This window comes from Variovorax nivicola (genome assembly GCF_051216475.1).
Lineage (GTDB): Bacteria > Pseudomonadota > Gammaproteobacteria > Burkholderiales > Burkholderiaceae_C > Variovorax.
The window spans coordinates 142,134-162,755 of record NZ_JBPJZK010000011.1 but is presented as its reverse complement, the minus strand read 5'-3'; the positions used below and the strand labels follow the sequence as shown (position 1 = coordinate 162,755).

Below are 20,622 nucleotides of genomic sequence, written 5' to 3'. Positions count from 1 at the left end.
AAAAAGATGTGGTACTTCGCCTGGATCCTCGGCCTGCCGCTGGCAGCCGCTTTCGCCGTACTCAATGCGATGTGGTACGAACTCATGGACGACGAGGCCGTGCGCAAGGCCAAGCTCGGAACGCCCGAATCGCCTGCAGGGCAAGAGCGGCTCTAGGCCTATTCGGCTGCCTTCTTCTTCGACGCTGCGCCGCCGGTGATGCGGTCCTTGAGCGTCAGCACCTTCGTCACGGTCGCGCCCATGCCCATGAGCTTCATGGCGGTTTCGGGTGCGAGCCGCTGCACGTCGTCGAACCATTTCATCAGCCGGTCGATCAGGTCGTGCATCTCGCGCATGCGCTCCTGCGCGTGGCGCTCGGCGTCGCTCGTGGGCGATTCGAGCAGGGCGTTGCGAAGCATCGAGAGCGTGGGCTCGATCTCGCGGCGGCGGCGCTCCTCAGCCAGCACGCGAAAGATTTCCCACACGTCCGACGGCGCCTCGAAGTATTCGCGCCGGTCGCCCGGGTGGTGCCGCAGGTGCACCAGGCGCCAGGCCTGCAGTTCCTTCAGGCCCATGCTGACGTTCGAGCGCGAGAACTCGAGCAGCTCGGCGATCTCGTCGGCGTTGAGTGCGCGCTCCGACAGGAAGATCAGCGCGTAGATCTGCCCGACGGTGCGGTTGATGCCCCACTTGCTGCCCATCTCGCCGAAATGGGCGACGAACTGGCGGTTGAGGGGAGGGAGATCGGAGGAAGTTGCCATGCGCCGGATTGTCGCGCGCTACATCCCGTAATTGCAGAAGCTCCCGGAATCTTTGGAATAGTACAAAAGTTTACGAAATTCACCGGTTTATGGGATGGTGGGATGTATTTTTGTTAACAAAAATAAACATTCATAAGCTTTTCGCACGCATGTGGTGCGGGTTTGGCTTCTCGTTAACGGTTTCGGTTCTGCTGAAACCTCGCGGGGCCGGCTATCGCGGGGGTGTAGGCGACAACAGCTGCAGCAACGGTGCTGCAGTGTGGGCCGGCCCGACGGGTCGGGTCCGCATGGTTACAAAGGAGGCATCTAATGGGCGAGATTTTCAGAAGACCGCAGCTCTCCAAAGGGTTGTCGCGGACCGACGAGCGCCAGGAGGTCCGGGCCGACTTGGAACGCGCGGATAACGGCTACGCACGGTCTTTTGAAGGGGTGCTCGGCAACCGGCCCCCGACGCTGCAAACCGCCCAGGCACCAGCCGAAGCCCTCCTGAACGAACTCCAGCGTGCCGAAGGCTATGCAAGCACCCTGACAGCAGCTTTGAAGGCCAAGCGCAGGGCGCTAGATGAGACCCGCGCGTCAGCCGTGGCCGCTCAACAATCCCACCACTCGGCCACCGCCGAACTGGCAAGTGTTTCCGCCATGCTGGCGCAGACCCGGCAGCAACTCGAACGGGCATCGGCGCAGCTGAACGACTCCGCTGCTCAGTTGGCGACGACCTCGCAGCGCTTGCACGGTGTGCTCGCCTCGACGAGCTGGCGCGTGACCGCGCCGTTGCGCGACCTGAGCGAAAGCTTCCCGAGGGCGCGTGCCCTCGCATCGCGGTTGCTAAGAGCCAATCCCTTCCTCAGGAAGTTGGTTCGGCAAAGCGTCAAGGCGATCTGGTGGACCGCGACCGGTCAGCTTGGATACCGGCTGGCGCTGCGCCGTGCGCAAAGAAAAAACTCGGCGCCCCCCCTCCAGAGGCAGCAGGAGCGCTTTCGGAGGTCATTGTTGCGGCTGAAATCCGTGAGGTCGAGCCCGCCGCTGAGGCCGCCGTCGTGCCCGCAGCAGTGGCGCCTCCACTCACCCCCAAACAGCTGGCCGTGGCAAAGGCGCAGCACGAACTGGAGCAGTTTTTCGGCGCTGGCGAATGTCTCGCGCTACGTGACAAACGGCCGCCGGTGGTCTCGGTGCTGGTGATCACCTGGAATGCTGCCTATTTCACCCTCAAGTGCCTGCGCGCACTCGCTGCGGAGATGAAGCTTTCCGGAACGCCGCCGTTCGAGGTCATCGTGTTCGACAACGCATCGACCGACCGCACGGCCGAACTGCTGGCGCGCGTCGATGGTGTGAAAGTCATCAGCAGCACATCCAACATCGGCTTCCTGCGAGGCTGCAACAGCGGCGCGCTGCACGCGAAGGGCCAGGCCTTGCTGCTTCTGAACAGCGATGCTTTCGTGCGACCGGGCTCGTTGCGCGCGGCGTGGGAGCGCCTCCAGTCGGCGCCCGACATCGGCGCGGTCGGCGCCCGGCTCGTTGATACCGTCGGCCTACTTCAGGAAGCTGGCGCGATGATCTGGGCCGACGCCAGCACACAGGGGTACTGCCGCGGCATGGCACTCGAAACCGAGGAAGCCATGTTCGCACGCGATGTGGGCTACTGCTCGGGTGCTTTCCTGATGACTAGGTTGAGCGACTGGCACGCCCTCGGCGGCTTCGACCGGCGCTATGCGCCCGCCTACTACGAGGAGGTCGACTATTGCCTGCGGCTACGCGAAAGAGGCCTGCGCGTCGTCTACGAACCCTGGGCGTGCGTCGATCACTTTGAGTTCGGCAGCGAGGGCAAGCATGGCGACGCCATCGAGCAGAGCATCAGGAACCAGAAGAAGTTGCGCGAAAGGCATGCGCGGTTCCTTCGAACCAGTTGCCTGCCACCGAGCGCTTCCAATGTGCTGTTTGCCCGCACCGCGTCGACCCCGCGAAGGGGCCGGCTCCTGGTCATCGACAGCGAGGTGCCTTTCAAATCCCTCGCCTCGAACGACATGCGCTGCCAGGCCATGATCAATGCGGCGTCCCAGGCCGGTTGGGCGGTCACGTTCTTCGCGTCGTCGAGCCCTGATGTGGATTGGGCCAAGGTGCGCGCGGAGTTCCACCCGGAGGTCGAGTTCGTCGCGGGCAGGACTGCGATGCGGCTGCCGGAGTTTCTGCAGGAGCGCCGCGGCTACTACGACGCGGTTCTCGTCAGCCGGCTGGAGAACATGCGCCTCCTGTCGAAGGTTCTGGAGATTTCCGCGCATCTTCTGCAGGGCACCAGGATCCTCTACGACACCAAGGCCCTGATGGCGACCTGTACCGCCCTGGAGGCGGCCTGGTCGGGATGCCCGATGCAGGCGAGCGCCATCGAAGATGCGATCTGCGACGAGGTCGCCCTGGCACTGAACGCGGACGCGGTGGTTTGCGCGAACGAACTCGACGCCGTCCACTTCCGTACCCGCCTGAAGGTGCCCGTGAACGTGCTCGGCCATGCCGTGAAGGAGCCCGGCGGCATCACGCCGTTCGAATGGCGCCGCGGATTCATGTTCGCGGGCCCGCTGCGGGACCCATCCGAGTCGCACTGGGCCGGCCTTGCCTGGTTCATCAAGGAGGTCTGGCCGCAAATCCGCGCGCGCATCGAAGATGCGACGCTGGATATCGTCGGACCTACCGCACAGGATTGCGACGAGTTCATGGCGCCGGGTGTTCGCTTTGTGGGAGCGATGGACGACCTCTCGCCCGCGTTCGCTGCAGCACGTGTCCTGGTCATGCCGATTCACTTCGCGGCCGGGCTTCCGACCACGATCCTTGACGCGGCGGCTGCGGGCCTGCCCGTGGCAACCACGGCCCTGCTGGCCGGGCAGCTCGGCTGGGCTACGCCGATGGAGATCCGTACCGCCGCGGAGGCAGCGAGCTTCGCCGCGAACGCGGTCGAGCTACACGAGCACGCGGCGACGTGGCTTGCCCAGTCCGTGGCGGCGCGCACGAGGGCGATGCGCGACCACAGCGCGCAAGCCTTCACGGCGGAGCTCTCGGCGACCCTCGGCGGGGAAGCACCGCCTCTGGCCGCCGATGCGCCGCCCGTGTTGCGCGCGCCCACGAAAAACCACCAGCCGACGCGCCCGAAGATGGCGCATGCATGAGGCGCGACGCCATGAACCGCATTCGCCTCCATGCCTTCGGTGAAGCACGGCCACCGGTCCCGACTGCTGCAACAACAGACGCCACGGAAAACCAGCCATGAACTTTTCCATCGCCGGTTCGAAAGTGTTGGTATTGGGAGGACGTGGATTCCTGGGCCGCCACCTGTGCCCCCTGCTCGTCGAGCAGGGGGCATCGGTGCGGATCTTCGGACGGCAGCAGCCGTTCGAGGCGGACACCGAGTACTTCGGGGCAGGCGTCGAATTCGTGCAAGGCGACCTGACCGAAGGACGTGGCGTGTTCGATGCGCTCCAGGGCGTCGACCTCGTCTACCACCTCATCAGCACCACCGTGCCGAGCGGCTCGAACGCCGATCCGATTGGCGACGTGAACTCCAATCTGGTCGGCACGCTGCGCCTGCTCGATTTCATGCGCTGCGCGGGCGTACGGCGCATCGTCTACGGCTCGTCGGGCGGCACCGTCTACGGAAACCCCCAAACACTTCCGGTGAGCGAAGCACATCCGCTGCAACCCATAAGTTCCTATGGCGTGGTGAAGGTCGCGATCGAGAACTACCTGAAGATTCAGTCGGACCTTACCGGACTGACCGCCAATATCCTGCGCATTTCGAACCCCTACGGCATGCACCAGACGCGCATCGGCTCGCAAGGCCTGATCGCCACCTTCGTCGCCAAGCTGATGCGCGAGGAGCCGATCGAGATCTGGGGCGACGGCTCGACCGTTCGTGACTATGTCTACGTCCATGACGTGGCGAGGGCGCTGCTGCTGGCCGGCCAACGCACGCAGTCGGGCATCTTCAACATCGGAAGCGGCGTCGGCCACAGCGTCAACGAGGTGCTGAGCCAGGTGCTGCGCCACACCCGGCTCAGTGGCGACGTCCGCTACCTCCCGAAGCGCGGCTTCGACGTGCAGAACACCTTCCTGGACATCGGCCGTGCCCGCCGCGAACTCGGCTGGAAGCCCCAGTACACCCTGGAACAGGGTTGCGCGCTCTACTGCCAGCTGGTCGGCGCAGGCATGCGCGAGTCGGCTTGGCGCTGAGCCCGCAGCCCGGCAGCTCTCTCCGAAGCGGGCGCCGGATTCCGCTGGATGGACCGCGCATGTCCGAAGACGTTTTCTACAGGTCGGCCAGCACCCGACGCCACGCAGGCCTATTTTGCGCAGTACATCCTTGCGTCGACGGTCCCTGCCAACATGTATCCACCGAAGCCCGCGTTCACGGCCAGCGGCTTCGCTCGTTCGACGTCGGGCCGATCGCGTCCTGTCAGTCCCACGCCCACGACGAGGCCCTCTGCAACGATGAATGCGGCGGAGGGCACGGCCTGTTGCGTGGCGTCGAAGGTCCAGCCGAAGACGCGCTGGTATTTCGGATCGGCCGCGATGTCGTAGACTAAGTCCACCTTGCCCTCGCAGGGCACGAGGCCCAACGCTTCCGGCGTCTTGCCGATGGCCGAGCGCGTCGCCCGCAGTGCCGGAAATGCAAACACGCCCACATTCGCATCGCGTGCCATCTGCCCCCGCTGGAGCACGTTAGTTACCTGCGCGGGCTCGTCCGCCGGATAGATCGCCTTCGTCGTCTCGCTGTCGCGAACGCCGAGGTTCAGCGCCAGCGCCGCATGCATGCGTTGCGCCACCTGCAGCGGGCCGCCCGCGCCAATGGCCGTCATTTGGGTTTCGACAAGAATGACCGTGGCGGAAACCAGCACCGTCGCCAGCACCGCCGGGGTGGCCGCACGATGCCGGCCCAGATGCATGTACATCAATGCAATGGCCGCATAGGCGAGAAGGACCGGCGTTTCGTACCGGCTAGTCAGCGTCATGTGGTAGTCGTCGAAGGGCCTGCCCCGCGCAACGGCCGCGCCCGCTGCGCACACGTAGATCAGGAAGAGGACTAGCCCCGAGTAAAGCGGGTCACGAGTGCGGCCCGTCACCCAGGCCCAGACGAAATACGCACAGGAGGCGATGACCGCAGTGCCCAGGCCGAAGCCCAAAACTTCGCTGCGGAACAGGAAGTGTCCGGGCGCGCCCAGAAACGTAAGAATCAGCTGTACCTGCGAGGTCAGCGGCGCAACCGGATGGCCCCGGAAGACGTACCCGCGAAACCACAGCCAGAAGACGGCGGCCGTGATCGCGAAAAGCAGCGACAGCCGCAGCCAGCCGAACCGCCGGTTGACCAGAAGCATCACGATCAGCAGGGGCAGCGCGAGCAGCCCGTTCGCCATCGATACCGTCGAGGCCACGGCCAGCACGACGGCGCCGATGTACCAGGCCTCGCGCCCTTCGCGCATCCAGCGCGCCATGCACATGAATGCGAGCAGCGGCAGCAGGTAGGCCAGGAAGAATTGGCTTTGGTAACCCCAGGTGATGTTCTCGGACTGCAGCCACGAGAAGCAGGGCAGGGCGACCAGCATGGCCGCGATGAAGCCCGCCCGGCGGTTCGGCCTGGCAAGCTGCTTCGCGGCAGAAACCAATGCGATCCACAGCGCCGCCATCAATACCAGGTTGGCCGCGACCGTCAGGTGGTTGAGCGCACCGAAAAACTTGTAGTCGGCCCAGAACAGGATCCGCGACCACAGAACGCGGTGTTCGTTGGCCTGCTCGAAGAAGGTCGCGATGCCCCTGAGCTTGCGCTCGAAATGGAACAGCACGGTGCCGTCCCACATGTCCCAGAACGGGACGGGCGAGAACCACCGCACGGCGCCGATCGCGGCAGTGACGGCAAAGAACGCCGCGGGAATGACGGCCAACAAGTCCAGGCGCGTCGTCTGCGCGCTTCCACTCACGGATGTGCTCACGAGAATCGAATCCTTCAGCGCGTGATGCCGTCCACGTGCGTCAGCACGATGCGGGCGGATTGCTTGCGGGCAACGAGCGGCAGCAGGCGTTCGATCGCATGCAGCATCGAGCCATCGTACGGCAGCGGCTCGCGGGGGTAGTCGCTCCAGTCGAGCTTCAGGTCCACCAGGGGCCGAAGGGCGTCGGCCCGGGCCCAGAACATCGAGCCCACCGGAAACACCGGGTGCTTCGGAAGTTCGCCCAACCCCAGCCGCGCGGCAAGTGTCTCGGCATGCAGCCGGTTTGCGCCCCAATCGACGAAATGAGGATCGTCGGGGAACACCAGCCCGATCGAGGCGTCCGACGCCATCTGGCCCAGCACGATGTCGGCCATGGGGGCCTTGCCGCCGAGCAGGTTCTCAATCAGGAAGCGGTGCCACGCGCTGCCCGTGACCGCGTCGGCAATGTCGGCGGACTTCTTGGTGTGGACGTGGCCCACGATGTCGTAGCTGTCGACAAGGTGCGCGCCGAATGCCGTGAGCAGCGGTGCGATGTCGCGGCCGATGTTGGGCACCACCCGCACCTCCACGCACCGCATGTCGTCGTCGTGCACCTGCGCGCGAACCGACTGCGCCACGAGTTCATCCGGCACGCTGATGAACAGGTCCGGGCGAGCGCGGTTCCTGGCGAGTCGCTCGAGCATGTCGGCCAGCATGTCGGGGTAGTAGACGTGCAGATGCAGCGCCACGCGCAAGTCGTCCGGCGGCATGAGCACCGGGTCGCGCGAGCTGATCAGCTCCGAGTTCCAGGGGCCCATGGGTTGTCCGGCTTGAAGATAGGCCGCAAAAGGATCCAGCGCATTCGCTGCGCCCGTTTGTTGCATCTCGCGGTAGACCTGCGGATGAAACCCGGGGGCCGGCTTGCGCCTGTCCAGGCCCGTGGCCCAGGCGCGCACGTAGTCGTGGCGTACGATGTCGTCGAGGTGCCGGTTCTCGTGCGGCGCACGCAGGAAGAAGTCCGGTTGCAACAGCCTCGATGCAGAAATGACGCGCGCCGACTCGGCTTCGTTCACCATGCGCCGCTGGGCATCCGCCGCCAATTGCTCGAGCCTGCCGATGTAGGCCGCCATGTCGAATTGCACCTCGGCCACCTGCTTCACTCGGGCGCCGAGTTCCCGCGCGGCCTTCTTCGAGTCGGCGAGCGCCAGCACCAGCTCGGCCATCGCCGCCGTGTCGTGGTACGGCGCCAAGCAAGGCGCCGCCAGTCCGTTGCTCTCGAGGATGTCGGCGATGCCCGAGGCCCCTGAGAAACAGACCACCGGCAAGCCGTGCGACATGGCGTCGATCGCTACGTTGGGCAACGGGTCGAGCCGCGAAGTCAGCAGCAGCATGTCGGCCAGCGGATAGGCTTCGTCGATCAGCGGCGTCTCGGGCACGAAGGCGAACTGGTCGCCCAAGTCCGAACGGCGCACCTGCTCGGCCAGATAGGACGAATAGCCGATGTCCTTCTCGGGGTCGTAGCCGCCGCCGATCCACACGAAGCGGCAGGCCTTGCCGCCCGGCGAGTGGATCACGCGCGAGGCGCATTCCAGGAACAGGTCCACGCCCTTGCGGTACTGCACCGAGCCGGCGCCGATGACCAGGAACGGATGGCTGCCCTGCAGTGCGTCGGGGCGTAGCAGGTGCCTGATTCGCTGGCTCTCTTCCGCATGCCATGCTGGGTTGATCTCGATCGCCGGCGGCACGCAGCGGCCCTGCGGCAGGATGTGCGGGTGTGTATGCGCCAGGGCTGGAAGCTGCGAGATCGCGTTTTCGCAGGTGATGCGCGTGGAGAACACGGTTTCCCCGGCCCAGTGCATCGCGAACGGAAAGGCGTCGCGTGGCTGGGTGTAAGCCGCAAACTCGTGCACGAGATTCACAGAAGGCACCGACGCCCTGGCAAGCCCTCGCAGCACCAGGTGCGATTCGATGCTGTTGACGATGGCGAAGTCGAAACGGGTGTGCGCGCACAGCGTTGCGATCGCGTCGTCCGCCTCTCGCGGAGCCCCGCGCACCGCTTGCGGACCGACAAGCGTGGTCACGGCTTCGCTGAAGTCGGGAATCAGCTCGCCGCCGCCGAGCAGCAGCATCGTCACATTGAAGCGCTTCTGCAACTCGCTCGCGATGTTCAGCGCCAGGATGGGCGCGCCGGTGCGCGATGCATCGTGGCTCACCACGAGCACGCAGCGCCAGGCGGGATTCGCCGCGTGCATGCCGGGCTGGATATTCAACTCGGGGCGCTTGCCGATGCGGCCTTCCGCGCGTCCATGGCGGCGGAAGTGCTCGAGAGGCGACATGCCGGTGTCGCGCAGATCGGGATAGCGCTGCAGGTAGTAGCTCTCGTCGAAGTCGGGATCGGCTGCGGGCGGCGTTTCCACGGCGATGCTCGTGCTGCGCCCTTCCACCGCCGACATTCGCTCGCCGCCTGGGCGCACGCCGAGCCGGCCTTCGGCGGCGCCGTATTCCACGAAGTGCTGGTAGGGATCGCCGCCGGCGGCGGCAACGTCCGGATAGGTCTTGAGGTAGAAAGCCGCGTCGAACTGCATGCGCGACAACGGAGGCGCCTCGGCAGCCGACGCTGGCGAAGGCCTCGGCCGGGGCACCGACGGGCGGCGCAGCAGGGCGCGCCTGGCGCCTCGCGCCAGCGTGCCGAACAGGCGCAGGGGCCGCGTGATCCGCCAGGACCTCGTGCTGCGCAGCGCCTGCACCTCGGCGCCGCGCTCGGCGAGTTGCTGCCGCAGGGCCGCGGCGGTGTCTTCGCGTTGCACCGCCTGTTGTTGCAAGCTGCGGACCTGATGTTCGAGGGCGCCGATGCGGTCGTCTTTCTCTGCTGCCTGCGCGCCAAGCCGCGCGTCCCCGCGCTGCAGCTCGCTGGTCAACTGCGCGATCCGGTCATTGCTGACGCGCAATTCGGCGTGGCGTCCTTCGACTTGCCGGGTCAGCTCGGCCACGACCTGCTGGGAAGCCGAGAGCCTGTCGTCGAGGCCTAGGATCAATTCGTCCCGCTCGGCCACGCCGCGCCCGAGATTGGCGAGCGTCTCGGCTTCGGCTGAGACTCTGGCTTGCAACTCGCCGATGTCCTGCGCGCGCTGCGCCGCCAGCTTGCCGACTTCGGACAACTCCTCCAGCGAGAAAACATCGTATCGCCCGGTGAATTCCACCAGTCCGGCGATGTCAAAAGCGTAGTAATTCTTGATGGACGCTGCACGCGCCGGATTGGCCAACGCTTCTTGAATCAAATTGATCGCGAAGAGTTGGGTGAATGTGTTGGTTGAAATTTCCAGCGCCACTCGACCCAGGGCGAAAAGTACATCGGTTTGCTCTTCGCGATAGTACTTGCGGGCTTCCGGAAAAACCTTGCATAGATCCTCGAAATCCCACAGTGCCTTGTAATTGTCAAGCACGCGGTGGCGTTCGTAGAAATTGCGGATGCGCGCGGACCGATAATTTCCGCTGACGTTGGCCTCGTTGTTGCGCACGCGGAAGCGCGTGAGTTTTTCAGGAAGAACATGGATTTCGTACTTCAGCAGAAGACGGATCCACATGTCGAAGTCGTCGATTTGCCAAAGCCAGGTGCGGTAGAAGCCGCACTCCTCGAAGCATTTCTTGCGGATCAGGATGCTTGGATGGCACAGCGCATTGCCGTCGCTGAAGAAGTGACGCAGCCATTGGTGGCGTGTCCGGTTCGGCTGAGTGAAGATCTTGCTGTAGAAATGTCCTTCGACCAGCACGTTGTCTTCCGAGATCGCCGCAGCGTCGGTGAAGACGGCGCCCACCTCAGAATGCGCGTCCAGATACGCAACCTGTTTGTCGAGTTTTTGAGGTTCCCAGAGATCATCGGAATGATGGACGGCGATGTATTCGCCGGTCGCAACATTCGAAATGACGTCGATCACTTTGAACGTGATCTCGCCTTTTTGGGTATTGCGTATCGCCTTGATGCGAGGGTCGTCGTAACTCTTGATGATCCACCACGAATCGTCGGTCGAAGCGTCGTCGAGAATCAGCAGTTCGAAATCCGTGAATGTCTGCTGCAGTACGCTGTCGATGGCCTGGCGAATGAAACCTGCGTGGTTGTACGAAGTAAGAAGAACAGAAATCTTGGGCATGCGCTTTTTTGCTCTGTCCGGAATTATTTGCTGAGCAGAACGTCGAATCGATAATACGATGTCACCATGGCGGGATTCTGCGGAACAATCGTCGCGTTGAATCCGCAGTCGTTGGCAATTTTCGAAATATCCGAGCGAAGCCACCATTTCCCAGAATGCGGTCGACCCTCGCGTTCTCGCATTTCGTAAAACGCCATTTTTTCGGGTGTGTCGTAATAGATGGCCAACTTGTCGAGATCGGGTATTCCGCCGAAATAGACGAGCGAGCCGGTATCCAGTCGAGTCATCTGGTCAAGCAGAACGCCCAGGTCATCCGGCACGAAGTGCTGCAGCGACTCATTCATGAGGATTTTTTGGGTGCCCGAGAAATACCCGGTGCCCAGATTCAGGATGTCGCCGCATTCATATTCGATGTTTGCCGCGTGCGAATTCGCCTTGGCCACTTCGATTAGGCCTTCGGAGAAATCGACAGCCCGAGCGCGATCGACCAGCGGCGCAATGCGTTCTGTGATGAGGCCGTTTCCGCAACAGAGGTCGATAAGAAAGTCGTGCGGCGCGAGTTGCAGCGCCCTTGCCGCACTTTGCGCGATAAGCTGGACCTGGTCCTCCGGCAGCGGCTTTCCGTTCAAGGTCTTGCCGACTTGTTCGAGCAATGAGTATTCCGGATCCCGGCTCACCGTTTCGTAGATGTTCTTCCAATAATTCGCCACTCGTGCCTCCTTTTTCAAACTGCCTGGAATCGCCCGGACATCGCGGGGGACAATTCCGGCTTCCATTTTTCGATTCGCCGTTGCGCCAGCAGATCGCGGGTGCCGACAATGCCGTTGAACATCAACACGTCGATGATCGACAGCGCGGCCTCGAACGGGGCCTTGCCTCCCTGCGAATACGCAACGCCGACCGGCGGGTGCAGGGCGCTCAAGCCGATGCCGTGCGCGGCGAGCTTGCCGCTGTCCTGCAATGCAATGCCGGTGACGGGGTTGACGATCTCTGCTGCTCCCATCTGCCGCGCGTGCGCCAGTGCCCAATCGCCGGGGCCGGCCACGTCGGCATAGTCGAAATCCTGCGCGGACGACACAACGATCTGGCTGCGGATCCCCAGTGCCGCGCAGACTTGCCTTACGGCCTGGCAGTTCAGTGCGCTGATGCCGAGCTTTTCTCCTCCGTCCAGGCAGGCGCGCACGAGTTCCAACGTGTCGGCGAAATGCGCCGCGATGGGCCGGTAGTGCGCGAGTTGGTTGACGATTCGGGTCTGCCAGTCCTCGCCGGACGCGATCCGCACGTCACAGATGGACGCATCCCTTGGGTGCTTCGCCACGGGGACGTGGATGTACTGCCATCCACCACCGGGCTTGAGTACGCGGTTGCGGTTGATCCAGCCGCCCTTCATGTACTGCGCCTCGTCGAACAGGACGAAGCAGTCGACCGCGTCGATTAGCTGCCAGTAGCCAAGGTAAGGAAAGAAGTAAGGCTGCATCCCGGCCATGCGCAGCGCGGAGGTCATGGCCGCCGGCCCGATGACGCGATCAGTCCCACGATGCGGTCGACCTGATCGTCCCGCAAGCCGGGATGGATCGGCAGGCAGATCACCTGCGAGGCCGCCTCGGTCGCCACAGGCAAGTTGGCTGCGTCCGAGGAAGCCAACTGGCTGTACATCGGAAAGCTGCTGATCAGCGGGTAGAAATAGCGCCGAACCAGCACGCCGTTCTCGCGCAGCGCGTGGTACAGCGCATCGCGTCCGAGCGGGTAGGCGGCGCGCACCAGAATTGGAAAGTAGGCGTTGTTGGGCAGCGACTCGCCGGAGAAGCCGACACAGTGGATGCCCTCGATGCCGGCGAGCTTTTCGCGATAACGCGCGTCGATCTCCTGCCTGCGCGCGATGGCCTTGTCGACCTCCTTCAGCTGCAGCAACCCCAGCGCCGCATTGAACTCGCTCATCTTGCCGTTGATACCGGGCGTGACCACGGTGACGTCGTCGACGAATCCGAAATTCTTCAACTGATCGATATAGATCTTGGTCTGCGCGTTGGGCGAGACGATGGCGCCGCCCTCGAAGGTGTTGAAGACCTTGGTCGCATGAAAGCTCAACACCGACAGGTCGCCATACTTGAGCAGGTTGTGCTTGTCCGCTGGCAGCCGCACGCCGAATGCATGGGCAGCGTCGTAGATGACCCTGAGGCCATGCCGGCGTGCGATGTCTTCGATTGCTTCGACGTCGCACGGGTGGCCGTAGCAGTGAATGGCCATGATGGCGGAGGTCGACGGCGTGATTGCGGCTTCGATGCGCGCCGGATCGATATTCAGTGTGACCGGGTCGATGTCGACGAATTTCGGGGTAATGCGATTCCACAGCAGGGCATGTGCCGTAGCGACGAACGAATACGGACTGGTGATGACCTCGCCCCGGATGTCGAGAGCCTGCAGCGCCGTGACCAGGCCTATCGTGCAGTTGGTGAACACCGAGATGTGCTCGACACCGAGATACTCGGCCAGCGCGGTCTCGAAGCGCTGATGGAAAGGGCCGCCGTTGGTCAGCACTTTGCTGTCCCACATCTCGCGCAGCGAAGGCAGCAGGTCTTCGAGCGGCGGCAGCACTGGCTGCGTCACGAGAATAGGTTCGTCCGCGCCCGCCAAGGGGGCCGCAGCATTCAGTGAGGAGGAGTTGTTAGTTCGCACGGCAATGCAGGAGTGCCCAATGGCCTTTGCGCCGCCGGTCGTTGCTGCGTACCGCGAAGGGGGTGACTTGAAAAAGCGCCAACCCGCTGCGCGCGAGCAACGCCCGGTATTCGTCCTCGCTGCGCTCCAGCCCTCCCGTCAGCAACAGCATCGAATAGTCGTTGGCCACTGTGGAGGGCGAGTCGAGTACCGACATCGGCATGGTTTCCTCGACAAGGATCAGTTCGCCGTCGGGGCCCATCGCCTGAGCGCAATGTCGCAGGATGATCTGCGCTTGATCGTCGTTCCAGTCGTGGATGATGTTCGAGAGGATGTACAGGTCGGCGCCCGTTGGGTAGTGGCCAGCGAACAAGTCACCCTCGACGAGGGCCATGCGCGCGCCGAGCGGTGAATCGACCAGGCGCTGGCGTGCCTCGGCGATCACGCCGGGCAGGTCGAAGATCGTGCCTGTGCTGCGCGGCGCGCTCGCCAGGATCGATGACAGCAGCGCGCCGTTGCCGCCGCCGAGATCGACGATGTGACGCGCCTGCGAGAAATCGTGCGCACCCGACACGCCAGCGATACGAGCTTCGATTCCGCGCTGCATCAGCCCATTGAAGGCGCGGCCCAGCTTCGGCTCTTGCGCGAGATGTTCGAAGAAGGGCTTGCCGAACACATGGTCGAATGCAGTTTCGCCCGTGCGCAGCGAATGGATCGCCGCGCCGGCCACCGGGTAGTTGATGGCGCCGATGTAGGCGATGCGCTCGCGTATCGATTGCGGATGGTCGGCGCATATCAATTGGCCTGCTTCGGACAGGCGAAAGCGTCCTTCCCCAATCTCCACCAGCAGGTCGAGCACCACCATCATGCGCATGAAGCGGTACAGCGCGCGCGCATTGAGATGGAGCGCGCGGCCGATCTCTTCGGCCGTGCATTCGCGTCCACTCATGAAATCCGCAATGCCGGATTGCACCGCCGTGACGAGCACCTGCGTCATCGCGAAGCCACCCGCCATCCGCATCACAGCCTCGGCAGGGGATTCGCCTTTCTCACCGCCATGGGGCAGCGGCTCGAAGCTCTCGGTCCTTTCCTTGTTGCTGTTGTCGTGAACGATCATCTCGGACAGGGCCTTTGCGTGGAGTGGCGGCAAGACACGAATGACGCGGACTGGCCGATTGTTGGGCGCCGCGAGCGAGGGCGCCCTTCGGTCAAAGCCAGTGTCTCCTAGTCAATGCAAATGTAATTTAACTGGTTAACGCACCGGGCTTGCGTACATTGCCGAGCGCCGGCCTATGTGCACGAAGTGTAAACTTAATGTAACTAAATTGTCTTAAGACGGGGGTGCGTGTGCCCAAAAAATCATCCGCAGATGTGGGCGCGATGATGTGCGGCGCCAAGCCGCCGGGGCAGCAACGTGTGAGCTCCGGCGGGTCCCTTGCCGGGATTTCCGCGATCAATCGCGCCCGTCGCGCTGCCGGTACGACCCCGGTGCACCACCAGTCCATGCCTTGAAGGCCCGCTGGAATGCCGCGCTGTCGGCAAAGCCCAGCTCCTCGGCCAGCGCTGCGAGCGGCACGGTGCTGGTGTTGAGCCGCACGATGGCGAGGTCGCGCCGCAGTTGGTCCTTCAGTGCCTGGAACGATGTGCCCTCGGTCGCCAGGTGCCGCTGCAGCGTGCTGACCGACATGTGCAGCACGCCCGCCGCCGTTGCCAGGTCGGCCCATGCCGGGCGGTGCTGCTGCAGCACCGCCCGCACCCGTGCGCTCACAGCCTGCTCGGCAAGACGGGGGAGGATCACGTTGGCTGGCGCGGCCGCCAGAAAAACCTGCATCTCCTGCGCGTCGCGGTGCACTGGCGTATCGAGCGCACTGGCGTCGAACCATACGGCCGACAGCGGCTGGCCGAACTGCAGCGGCCCCGGGAACACCTTGGCGTAGCCGTCTGCATAGGGCGGCAGCTCGAAGCCGAAGTCGAAGCGGCGCGCCACCAGCCGGCCGCCATGCAGCCACGCGAACAGCCGCCAGTACACCCGCAGCATCAGCTCGTGCAAGAAATTTTGGTGCGTGGCGGGCTGGACGTTCAGCTTCACCCCGAAGCCTGCAAGCGGGCCTTCGTGCAGCAGCACCAGCGAGAGGTCGTCCTGCAGCAGGCTGAAGGTGTGGGCCACGCGGCGCAGTGCCACCTCGAAGGTGCGTGCGCCCAGCGTGGAACGCGTCATCAGTGCAAAGCTGCCGCGGCGCAGGCGTCGGGTGAGAAAGCCCAGCGCCTCGTCGTCCGACCGGTCCATCAGCAGCGCGAACAGCGCCACGTACTGCTCGGCCGTGACGCGTGCGCCCGTCTCGTCGAGCAGTGCGAGAGCAATGCCAGCGTCTTCCAGCGCCGTGTCGATATCGACCAGCGCTTCGCCCGGCCGCGCGCGGATGCCCGACAGCATGCCGTGGACAAAGGCGATCGGAATGGTGACGGGCGGTTGCAGCATGAGTCCTGTCGATTGACGTTTTCTGCCATGCGATCGAAGCGAAGTGCAATCGCCGGGCAGCCGCCGGATTTCTACCATGCGGCTACACAAGAACGAGACGGAGACAAACCCATGTATCTCACCCAGGGCCTTCACCGGGCCGTGCAGCAGCGCCCCGATGCCATTGCCGTGCGCTTTGCCGGTCGTGCACGGAACTTCCGCGACTTTGCCGAACGCGTCGCGCGCCTTGCCGCCGCGCTGCAGCGGCTGGGCATGCAGGCGGGCGACCGCGTTGCCATGCTGTCGCTCAACTCCGACCGCTATCTCGAATACCAGATGGCCGTGCCCTGGGGCGGCGGCGTGCTCAACCCCTGCAACATCCGCTGGTCGGCCGCTGAGATTCTTTACTCGCTGGAAGACTCGGGCTCCACCATCCTGCTGGTCGACGAGACCTTCAGGCCCGTGGTCGAGCAGATGCGCGGCCAGTCGAAGAGCCTGCGCGAAGTCGTCTACTGCGGCGACGGCCCGACGCCGGCCGGCATGCACAGCTACGAAGGCCTGATCGACGCTGCCCAGCCGGTGCCCGATGCCGTGCGCCGTGGCGAGGACCTGGCCGGCATCTTCTACACCGGCGGCACCACGGGCTTTCCCAAGGGCGTGATGCTGAGCCACACCAACATCTGCAGCTCGGCGCTCGCGGCACAGGCCGAGGGCCTGGCCCCGGCCGGCGGCAGCTACCTGCATGCCGCGCCGATGTTCCACCTGGCCGACATGGGCCTGGCCACGCCGCACTGGTTTGCGGGCAACACGCACGCGATCATCCCGATGTTCACACCCGAAGGCGTGCTCAACGCCATCGAGCGCGACCACGTCACCAGCCTGCTGCTGGTGCCCACCATGATCCAGATGCTGGTGGACCACCCCGCCATGCGGGAGCCGCGCGACCTGAGAAGCCTGAAGAACATCGCCTACGGTGCCTCGCCCATCTCCGAGGCCGTGCTCAACCGCGCGATGGAAGCCTTTCCGGGCGTCGGGTTCGTGCAGGCCTACGGCATGACCGAGCTGTCGCCCATCGCCACGCTCAACCCCGCGTACTTCCACACGGTCGAAGGCCGCAAGCACGGCAAGCTGCGCTCGGCGGGCCGCGCCAGCGTGTGCATGGAAGTGCGCATCGTCGATGCCGACGACAACGAAGTGCCGCGCGGCACCGTCGGCGAAGTGGCCGTGCGAGGCCCCAACGTGATGCAGGGCTACTGGAACAAGCCCGAGCAGACGGCCGCCGCGCTGCGCGACGGCTGGATGCACACCGGCGACGGCGCCTACATGGACGACGACGGCTTCATCTTCGTGGTCGACCGGCTGAAGGACATGATCATCAGCGGCGGCGAGAACATCTATTCGGCCGAGGTCGAGAACGCCATCAACCAGCATCCCGCGGTGGCAGCCTGCGCCGTCATCGGCATCCCGAGCGAGGAGTGGGGCGAGGCGGTGCATGCCGCGCTGGTACTCAAGCCGGGGCAGGCAATCAAGTCCGAGGAGCTGATCGCACATTGCAAGACGCTGATCGCCAACTACAAGTGCCCGCGCAGCGTGGCCATCCTCGACGCGCTGCCGCTGTCGGGCGCCGGCAAGGTGCTGAAGACGAAGCTGCGCGAACCTTTTTGGCAAGACCGGCAGCGAGGCGTAGCCTGAGCCTGTTTGCCTCCCATTCTTTTTATCGAACCTCCAAGGAGACTTTCATGAGCCAGGATGTCCACGTCGTCGGGGTCGGCATGATCCCGTTCACCAAGCCGGGCGCGAACCAGCCCTATCCGCAGATGGCCGCCCACGCCACGAATGCCGCGCTGAAAGACGCCGGCATCGGCTACGAGCTCGTGCAGCAGGCCTATGTGGGCTACGTATACGGCGACTCCACCGCCGGCCAGCGTGCGCTGTATGAAGTGGGCATGACGGGCATTCCGGTCGTCAACGTCAACAACAACTGCTCGACCGGCTCGACCGCGCTGTTCCTCGCGCGCCAGGCCGTGGCCAGCGGCGCCGCCGACTGCGTGCTGGCGCTGGGCTTCGAGCACATGAGCCCCGGCGCACTCGGCGCGGTGTTCAACGACCGGCCCAGCCCCTTCGACCATTTCGAGAGCATCACCGACGAGCTGGTCGGCAACGAGCAGGTGCCGCTCGCGCTGCGCTACTTCGGCGGCGCCGGGCTCGCGCACATGCAGCAGTACGGCACGCAGATGTCGACCTTCGCGAAGATCCGCGCCAAGGCCAGCCGCCATGCGTCGAACAACCCGGTGGCGCTGTTCCGTACCGTCGTCACCGAAGACGAAGTAATGGCCGCGCCCGTCATGTGGCCCGGCGTGATGACGCGGCTCATGGCCTGCCCGCCCACCTGCGGCGCGGCCGCGGCCATCGTGTGCTCGGCCCGCTTCGCCGAGCGCCACGGGCTGGACCGCAGCGTGCGCATCAAGGCACAGGCGATGACCACCGACCGCCCCATCACCTTCGAGAGCCGCGACATGCGCGAGGTGGTCGGCTTCAGCATGGCGCAGGAGGCCGCGCAGAAGGTGTACGACGCAGCCGGCGTCGGCCCGCAGGACGTGGACGTGGTCGAGTTGCACGACTGCTTCGCGCACAACGAACTCATCAGCTACGAGGCGCTGGGCCTGTGCCCGGTGGGCGGCGCAGAGAAATTCGTGGTCGATGGCGACAACACCTATGGCGGCAAGGTCGTCACCAATCCATCGGGCGGGCTGCTGTCAAAGGGGCACCCGCTCGGGGCCACGGGACTGGCGCAATGCACGGAGCTGGTCCAGCAGCTTCGGGGCACGGCAGACAAAAGGCAGGTAGAGGGCGCGAGGCTGGCGCTGCAACACAACCTCGGGCTGGGCGGCGCCTGCGTGGTGACGCTCTACGAGCGCGTCTGAGAAAGGCCACCCGATGATCGACAAGAAGTGGATCGGCCACGAGCTGCCGCCTTCGGTGCTGCCCATCGAGCGCAGCCGCCTGCAATTCTTCGCCAAGGCCATCGGCGAGACCGACCCCGTCTACACCGATGCCGCCGCCGCGCGCGATGCAGGCTACCCCGACCTGCCCGCGCCGCCGACCTTCCTGTTCGCTGCCGAGCTCGACTCGGGCGCGTCCGACAGGCTGCTGGCCGACCTGCAGATTCCGCTGTCGAAGCTGCTGCACGGCGAGCAGGGCTTCAGCTACCACCGGCCGGCCTGCGTGGGCGACACCGTGACGGTGCGTTCCACCATCACCGACATCTACGACAAGAAGAACGGCGCGCTCGAATTCGTCATCAAGACCTCGCGCGCCACCAACCAGCGCGACGAACTGGTGGCCGAGCTACGCACGGTGATTGTCTGCCGCCACTGAAGGAAGGAACCCGCACCGATGAATGCCCTGACCTACGACGCCGTGAAGATCGGCGACGAGCTGCCTTCGCTGCAGTTGCCGCCCGTGAACCGCACCACGCTCGCGCTGTTCGCTGGCGCCTCGGGGGACCACAACCCCATTCACATCGACACAGATTTCGCGCGCAAGGCCGGCATGCCTGACGTGTTCGCGCAGGGCATGCTGGGCATGGCATGGCTCGGACGGCTGATCACGCAGTGGGCGCCGCAATCGCAACTGCGCCGCTTTGACGTGCGCTTCCAGGGCATCACGCACCTGGGGCATGCGGTGCGGTGCAGCGGGCGCGTGGTCGAGAAGCTCGAGCACAACGGCGAGCGCTGCGTGCGCGTCGAGGTGCTCAGCGCCAACCAGTACGGGCAGACGCGCATTGCGGGCGAGGCGCTCGTCGCGCTGCGCTGAGATCAACCTAAGAAAGAACAGAGACATGACACTCAAGCTCGGCGGCAAGGTCGCCCTCATCACCGGTTCGGGCCGCGGCATCGGCCGGGCCATTGCACTCAAGCTCGCGTCCGAAGGCGCGCGCGTCGTCGTCAACGACCTCGACGCCGGGCCGGCCGAAGAGACGGTACAGGCCATCCGTGCTGCCGGTGGAGAAGCGGTGGCCTGCGTCGGCAGCGTGGCTGCACCAGACTTTGCCGAACGCTTCGTCGGCACGGCGGTGAACGAATTCAAGGGCCTCGACATCATCGTCAACAACGCCGGCTACACCTGGGACAGCGTGGTGCAGAAGATGACCGACGAGCAGTGGTACGCCATGATCGACGTGCACCTGACGGCGCCGTTCCGCATCCTGCGTGCGGCACAGCCGGTGATCCGCGCGCTGTCGAAGTCCGAGACCGAGGGTGGCCAGCGCGTGGTACGCAAGGTGGTCAACATCTCGTCGGTGGCGGGGCTGTTCGGCAATGCGGGGCAGGCCAACTATTCGGCGGCCAAGGCCGGCATCGTCGGCATGACGCAGACGCTGGCCAAGGAGTGGGGCCGCATGAACGTGACGGTCAACTGCGTGGCCTTCGGTTTCATCCAGACCCGGTTGACCGCGAGCACCGCCGAAGCCACCACCGCGAACATCGAAGGGCGCGAGATCAAGGTGGGCATCAACCCGGGGCTGCTGGCGATGATGGAGCAGTCCATTCCGCTGGGACGCGGCGGCACGCCCGAAGAAGCCGCAGGCGCGGTGTACCTGCTGTGCGCGCCCGAGTCCGACTATGTGAGCGGGCAGACGCTGATGTGCACCGGCGGGCTCACGGGGGTCTGAG

17 protein-coding genes are annotated in these 20,622 nt (G+C 64.7%); 9 read left to right on the top strand and 8 right to left on the bottom strand.

Annotated elements, in window-relative coordinates:
• Positions 1-6 precede the first annotated feature (6 nt).
• A complete protein-coding gene (gene cydX / locus ACSFBF_RS31400) occupies positions 7-156 on the top strand; it encodes a cytochrome bd-I oxidase subunit CydX (protein ID WP_258354072.1) in 150 nt (49 codons plus the stop codon).
• A 2-nt stretch (positions 157-158) separates the two neighbouring features.
• Here the strand turns inward: cydX and ACSFBF_RS31395 are convergent, their stop codons facing one another.
• Complete coding sequence (locus tag ACSFBF_RS31395) at positions 159-740, bottom strand: GbsR/MarR family transcriptional regulator (protein WP_093050701.1); 582 nt, start codon at positions 738-740, stop codon at positions 159-161.
• 309 nt (positions 741-1,049) lie between these two features.
• Here ACSFBF_RS31395 and ACSFBF_RS31390 point away from each other — a divergent pair, with 309 nt between their 5' ends.
• From ACSFBF_RS31390 to ACSFBF_RS31380, 3 genes are all read left to right on the top strand, one after another.
• Entirely contained in the window at positions 1,050-1,919 is an 870-nt protein-coding gene (locus tag ACSFBF_RS31390; RefSeq protein WP_435473894.1) for a hypothetical protein, read from the top strand.
• Positions 1,823-3,895 carry a glycosyltransferase gene (locus ACSFBF_RS31385; protein ID WP_435473892.1) on the top strand — a complete coding sequence of 691 codons (2,073 nt, stop codon included), beginning with the start codon at positions 1,823-1,825 and terminating at the stop codon, positions 3,893-3,895. The genes ACSFBF_RS31390 and ACSFBF_RS31385 overlap by 97 nt, the downstream gene beginning before the upstream one ends.
• Positions 3,896-3,992: 97 nt before the next feature.
• Positions 3,993-4,955, top strand: a complete 963-nt coding sequence (locus ACSFBF_RS31380) for an NAD-dependent epimerase/dehydratase family protein (protein ID WP_435473890.1) — start codon at positions 3,993-3,995, stop codon at positions 4,953-4,955.
• Between the two features lie 110 nt (positions 4,956-5,065).
• Here the strand turns inward: ACSFBF_RS31380 and ACSFBF_RS31375 are convergent, their stop codons facing one another.
• From ACSFBF_RS31375 to ACSFBF_RS31345, 7 genes are all read right to left on the bottom strand, one after another.
• Positions 5,066-6,709: a hypothetical protein gene (locus tag ACSFBF_RS31375; RefSeq protein ID WP_435473888.1), complete on the bottom strand. Its 1,644-nt coding sequence runs from the start codon at positions 6,707-6,709 to the stop codon at positions 5,066-5,068.
• Positions 6,710-6,723: 14 nt separating this feature from the next.
• On the bottom strand, positions 6,724-10,836 hold the full coding sequence (locus ACSFBF_RS31370) for a rhamnan synthesis F family protein (RefSeq protein ID WP_435473886.1): 4,113 nt from the start codon (positions 10,834-10,836) through the stop codon (positions 6,724-6,726).
• Positions 10,837-10,859: 23 nt separating this feature from the next.
• Positions 10,860-11,612 carry a class I SAM-dependent methyltransferase gene (locus tag ACSFBF_RS31365; RefSeq protein WP_435473884.1) on the bottom strand — a complete coding sequence of 251 codons (753 nt, stop codon included), beginning with the start codon at positions 11,610-11,612 and terminating at the stop codon, positions 10,860-10,862.
• A complete protein-coding gene (locus ACSFBF_RS31360; protein ID WP_435473882.1) occupies positions 11,561-12,340 on the bottom strand; it encodes a WbqC family protein in 780 nt (259 codons plus the stop codon). Before ACSFBF_RS31360 ends, ACSFBF_RS31365 begins: the two co-directional genes overlap by 52 nt.
• Positions 12,337-13,488 (bottom strand): DegT/DnrJ/EryC1/StrS family aminotransferase, encoded by a 1,152-nt coding sequence (locus ACSFBF_RS31355; protein ID WP_435473933.1) that lies wholly within the window; start codon positions 13,486-13,488, stop codon positions 12,337-12,339. The genes ACSFBF_RS31360 and ACSFBF_RS31355 overlap by 4 nt, the downstream gene beginning before the upstream one ends.
• Positions 13,489-13,501: 13 nt before the next feature.
• Entirely contained in the window at positions 13,502-14,608 is a 1,107-nt protein-coding gene (locus ACSFBF_RS31350) for a methyltransferase (RefSeq protein ID WP_435473880.1), read from the bottom strand.
• 336 nt (positions 14,609-14,944) lie between these two features.
• Positions 14,945-15,970 carry an AraC family transcriptional regulator gene (locus ACSFBF_RS31345; RefSeq protein ID WP_435473878.1) on the bottom strand — a complete coding sequence of 342 codons (1,026 nt, stop codon included), beginning with the start codon at positions 15,968-15,970 and terminating at the stop codon, positions 14,945-14,947.
• 111 nt (positions 15,971-16,081) lie between these two features.
• Between ACSFBF_RS31345 and ACSFBF_RS31340 the strand changes: the two genes are divergently transcribed.
• Genes ACSFBF_RS31340 through ACSFBF_RS31320 form a run of 5 tightly spaced genes read left to right on the top strand, consistent with a single transcriptional unit; the run spans position 16,082 to position 20,621 of the window.
• Positions 16,082-17,641: a long-chain-fatty-acid--CoA ligase gene (locus ACSFBF_RS31340; RefSeq protein WP_435473876.1), complete on the top strand. Its 1,560-nt coding sequence runs from the start codon at positions 16,082-16,084 to the stop codon at positions 17,639-17,641.
• A 47-nt stretch (positions 17,642-17,688) separates the two neighbouring features.
• Complete coding sequence (locus tag ACSFBF_RS31335) at positions 17,689-18,873, top strand: lipid-transfer protein (protein WP_435473874.1); 1,185 nt, start codon at positions 17,689-17,691, stop codon at positions 18,871-18,873.
• Positions 18,874-18,886: 13 nt separating this feature from the next.
• Entirely contained in the window at positions 18,887-19,327 is a 441-nt protein-coding gene (locus tag ACSFBF_RS31330; protein WP_093050690.1) for a MaoC family dehydratase N-terminal domain-containing protein, read from the top strand.
• An 18-nt stretch (positions 19,328-19,345) separates the two neighbouring features.
• The gene (locus ACSFBF_RS31325; protein ID WP_435473872.1) at positions 19,346-19,765 is read left to right on the top strand and encodes a MaoC family dehydratase; all 420 of its coding nucleotides are present in this window, start codon (positions 19,346-19,348) and stop codon (positions 19,763-19,765) included.
• Between the two features lie 25 nt (positions 19,766-19,790).
• Positions 19,791-20,621, top strand: coding sequence for an SDR family NAD(P)-dependent oxidoreductase (locus tag ACSFBF_RS31320; RefSeq protein WP_435473870.1), 831 nt, complete (start codon positions 19,791-19,793; stop codon positions 20,619-20,621).
• Position 20,622: the final 1 nt, after the last annotated feature.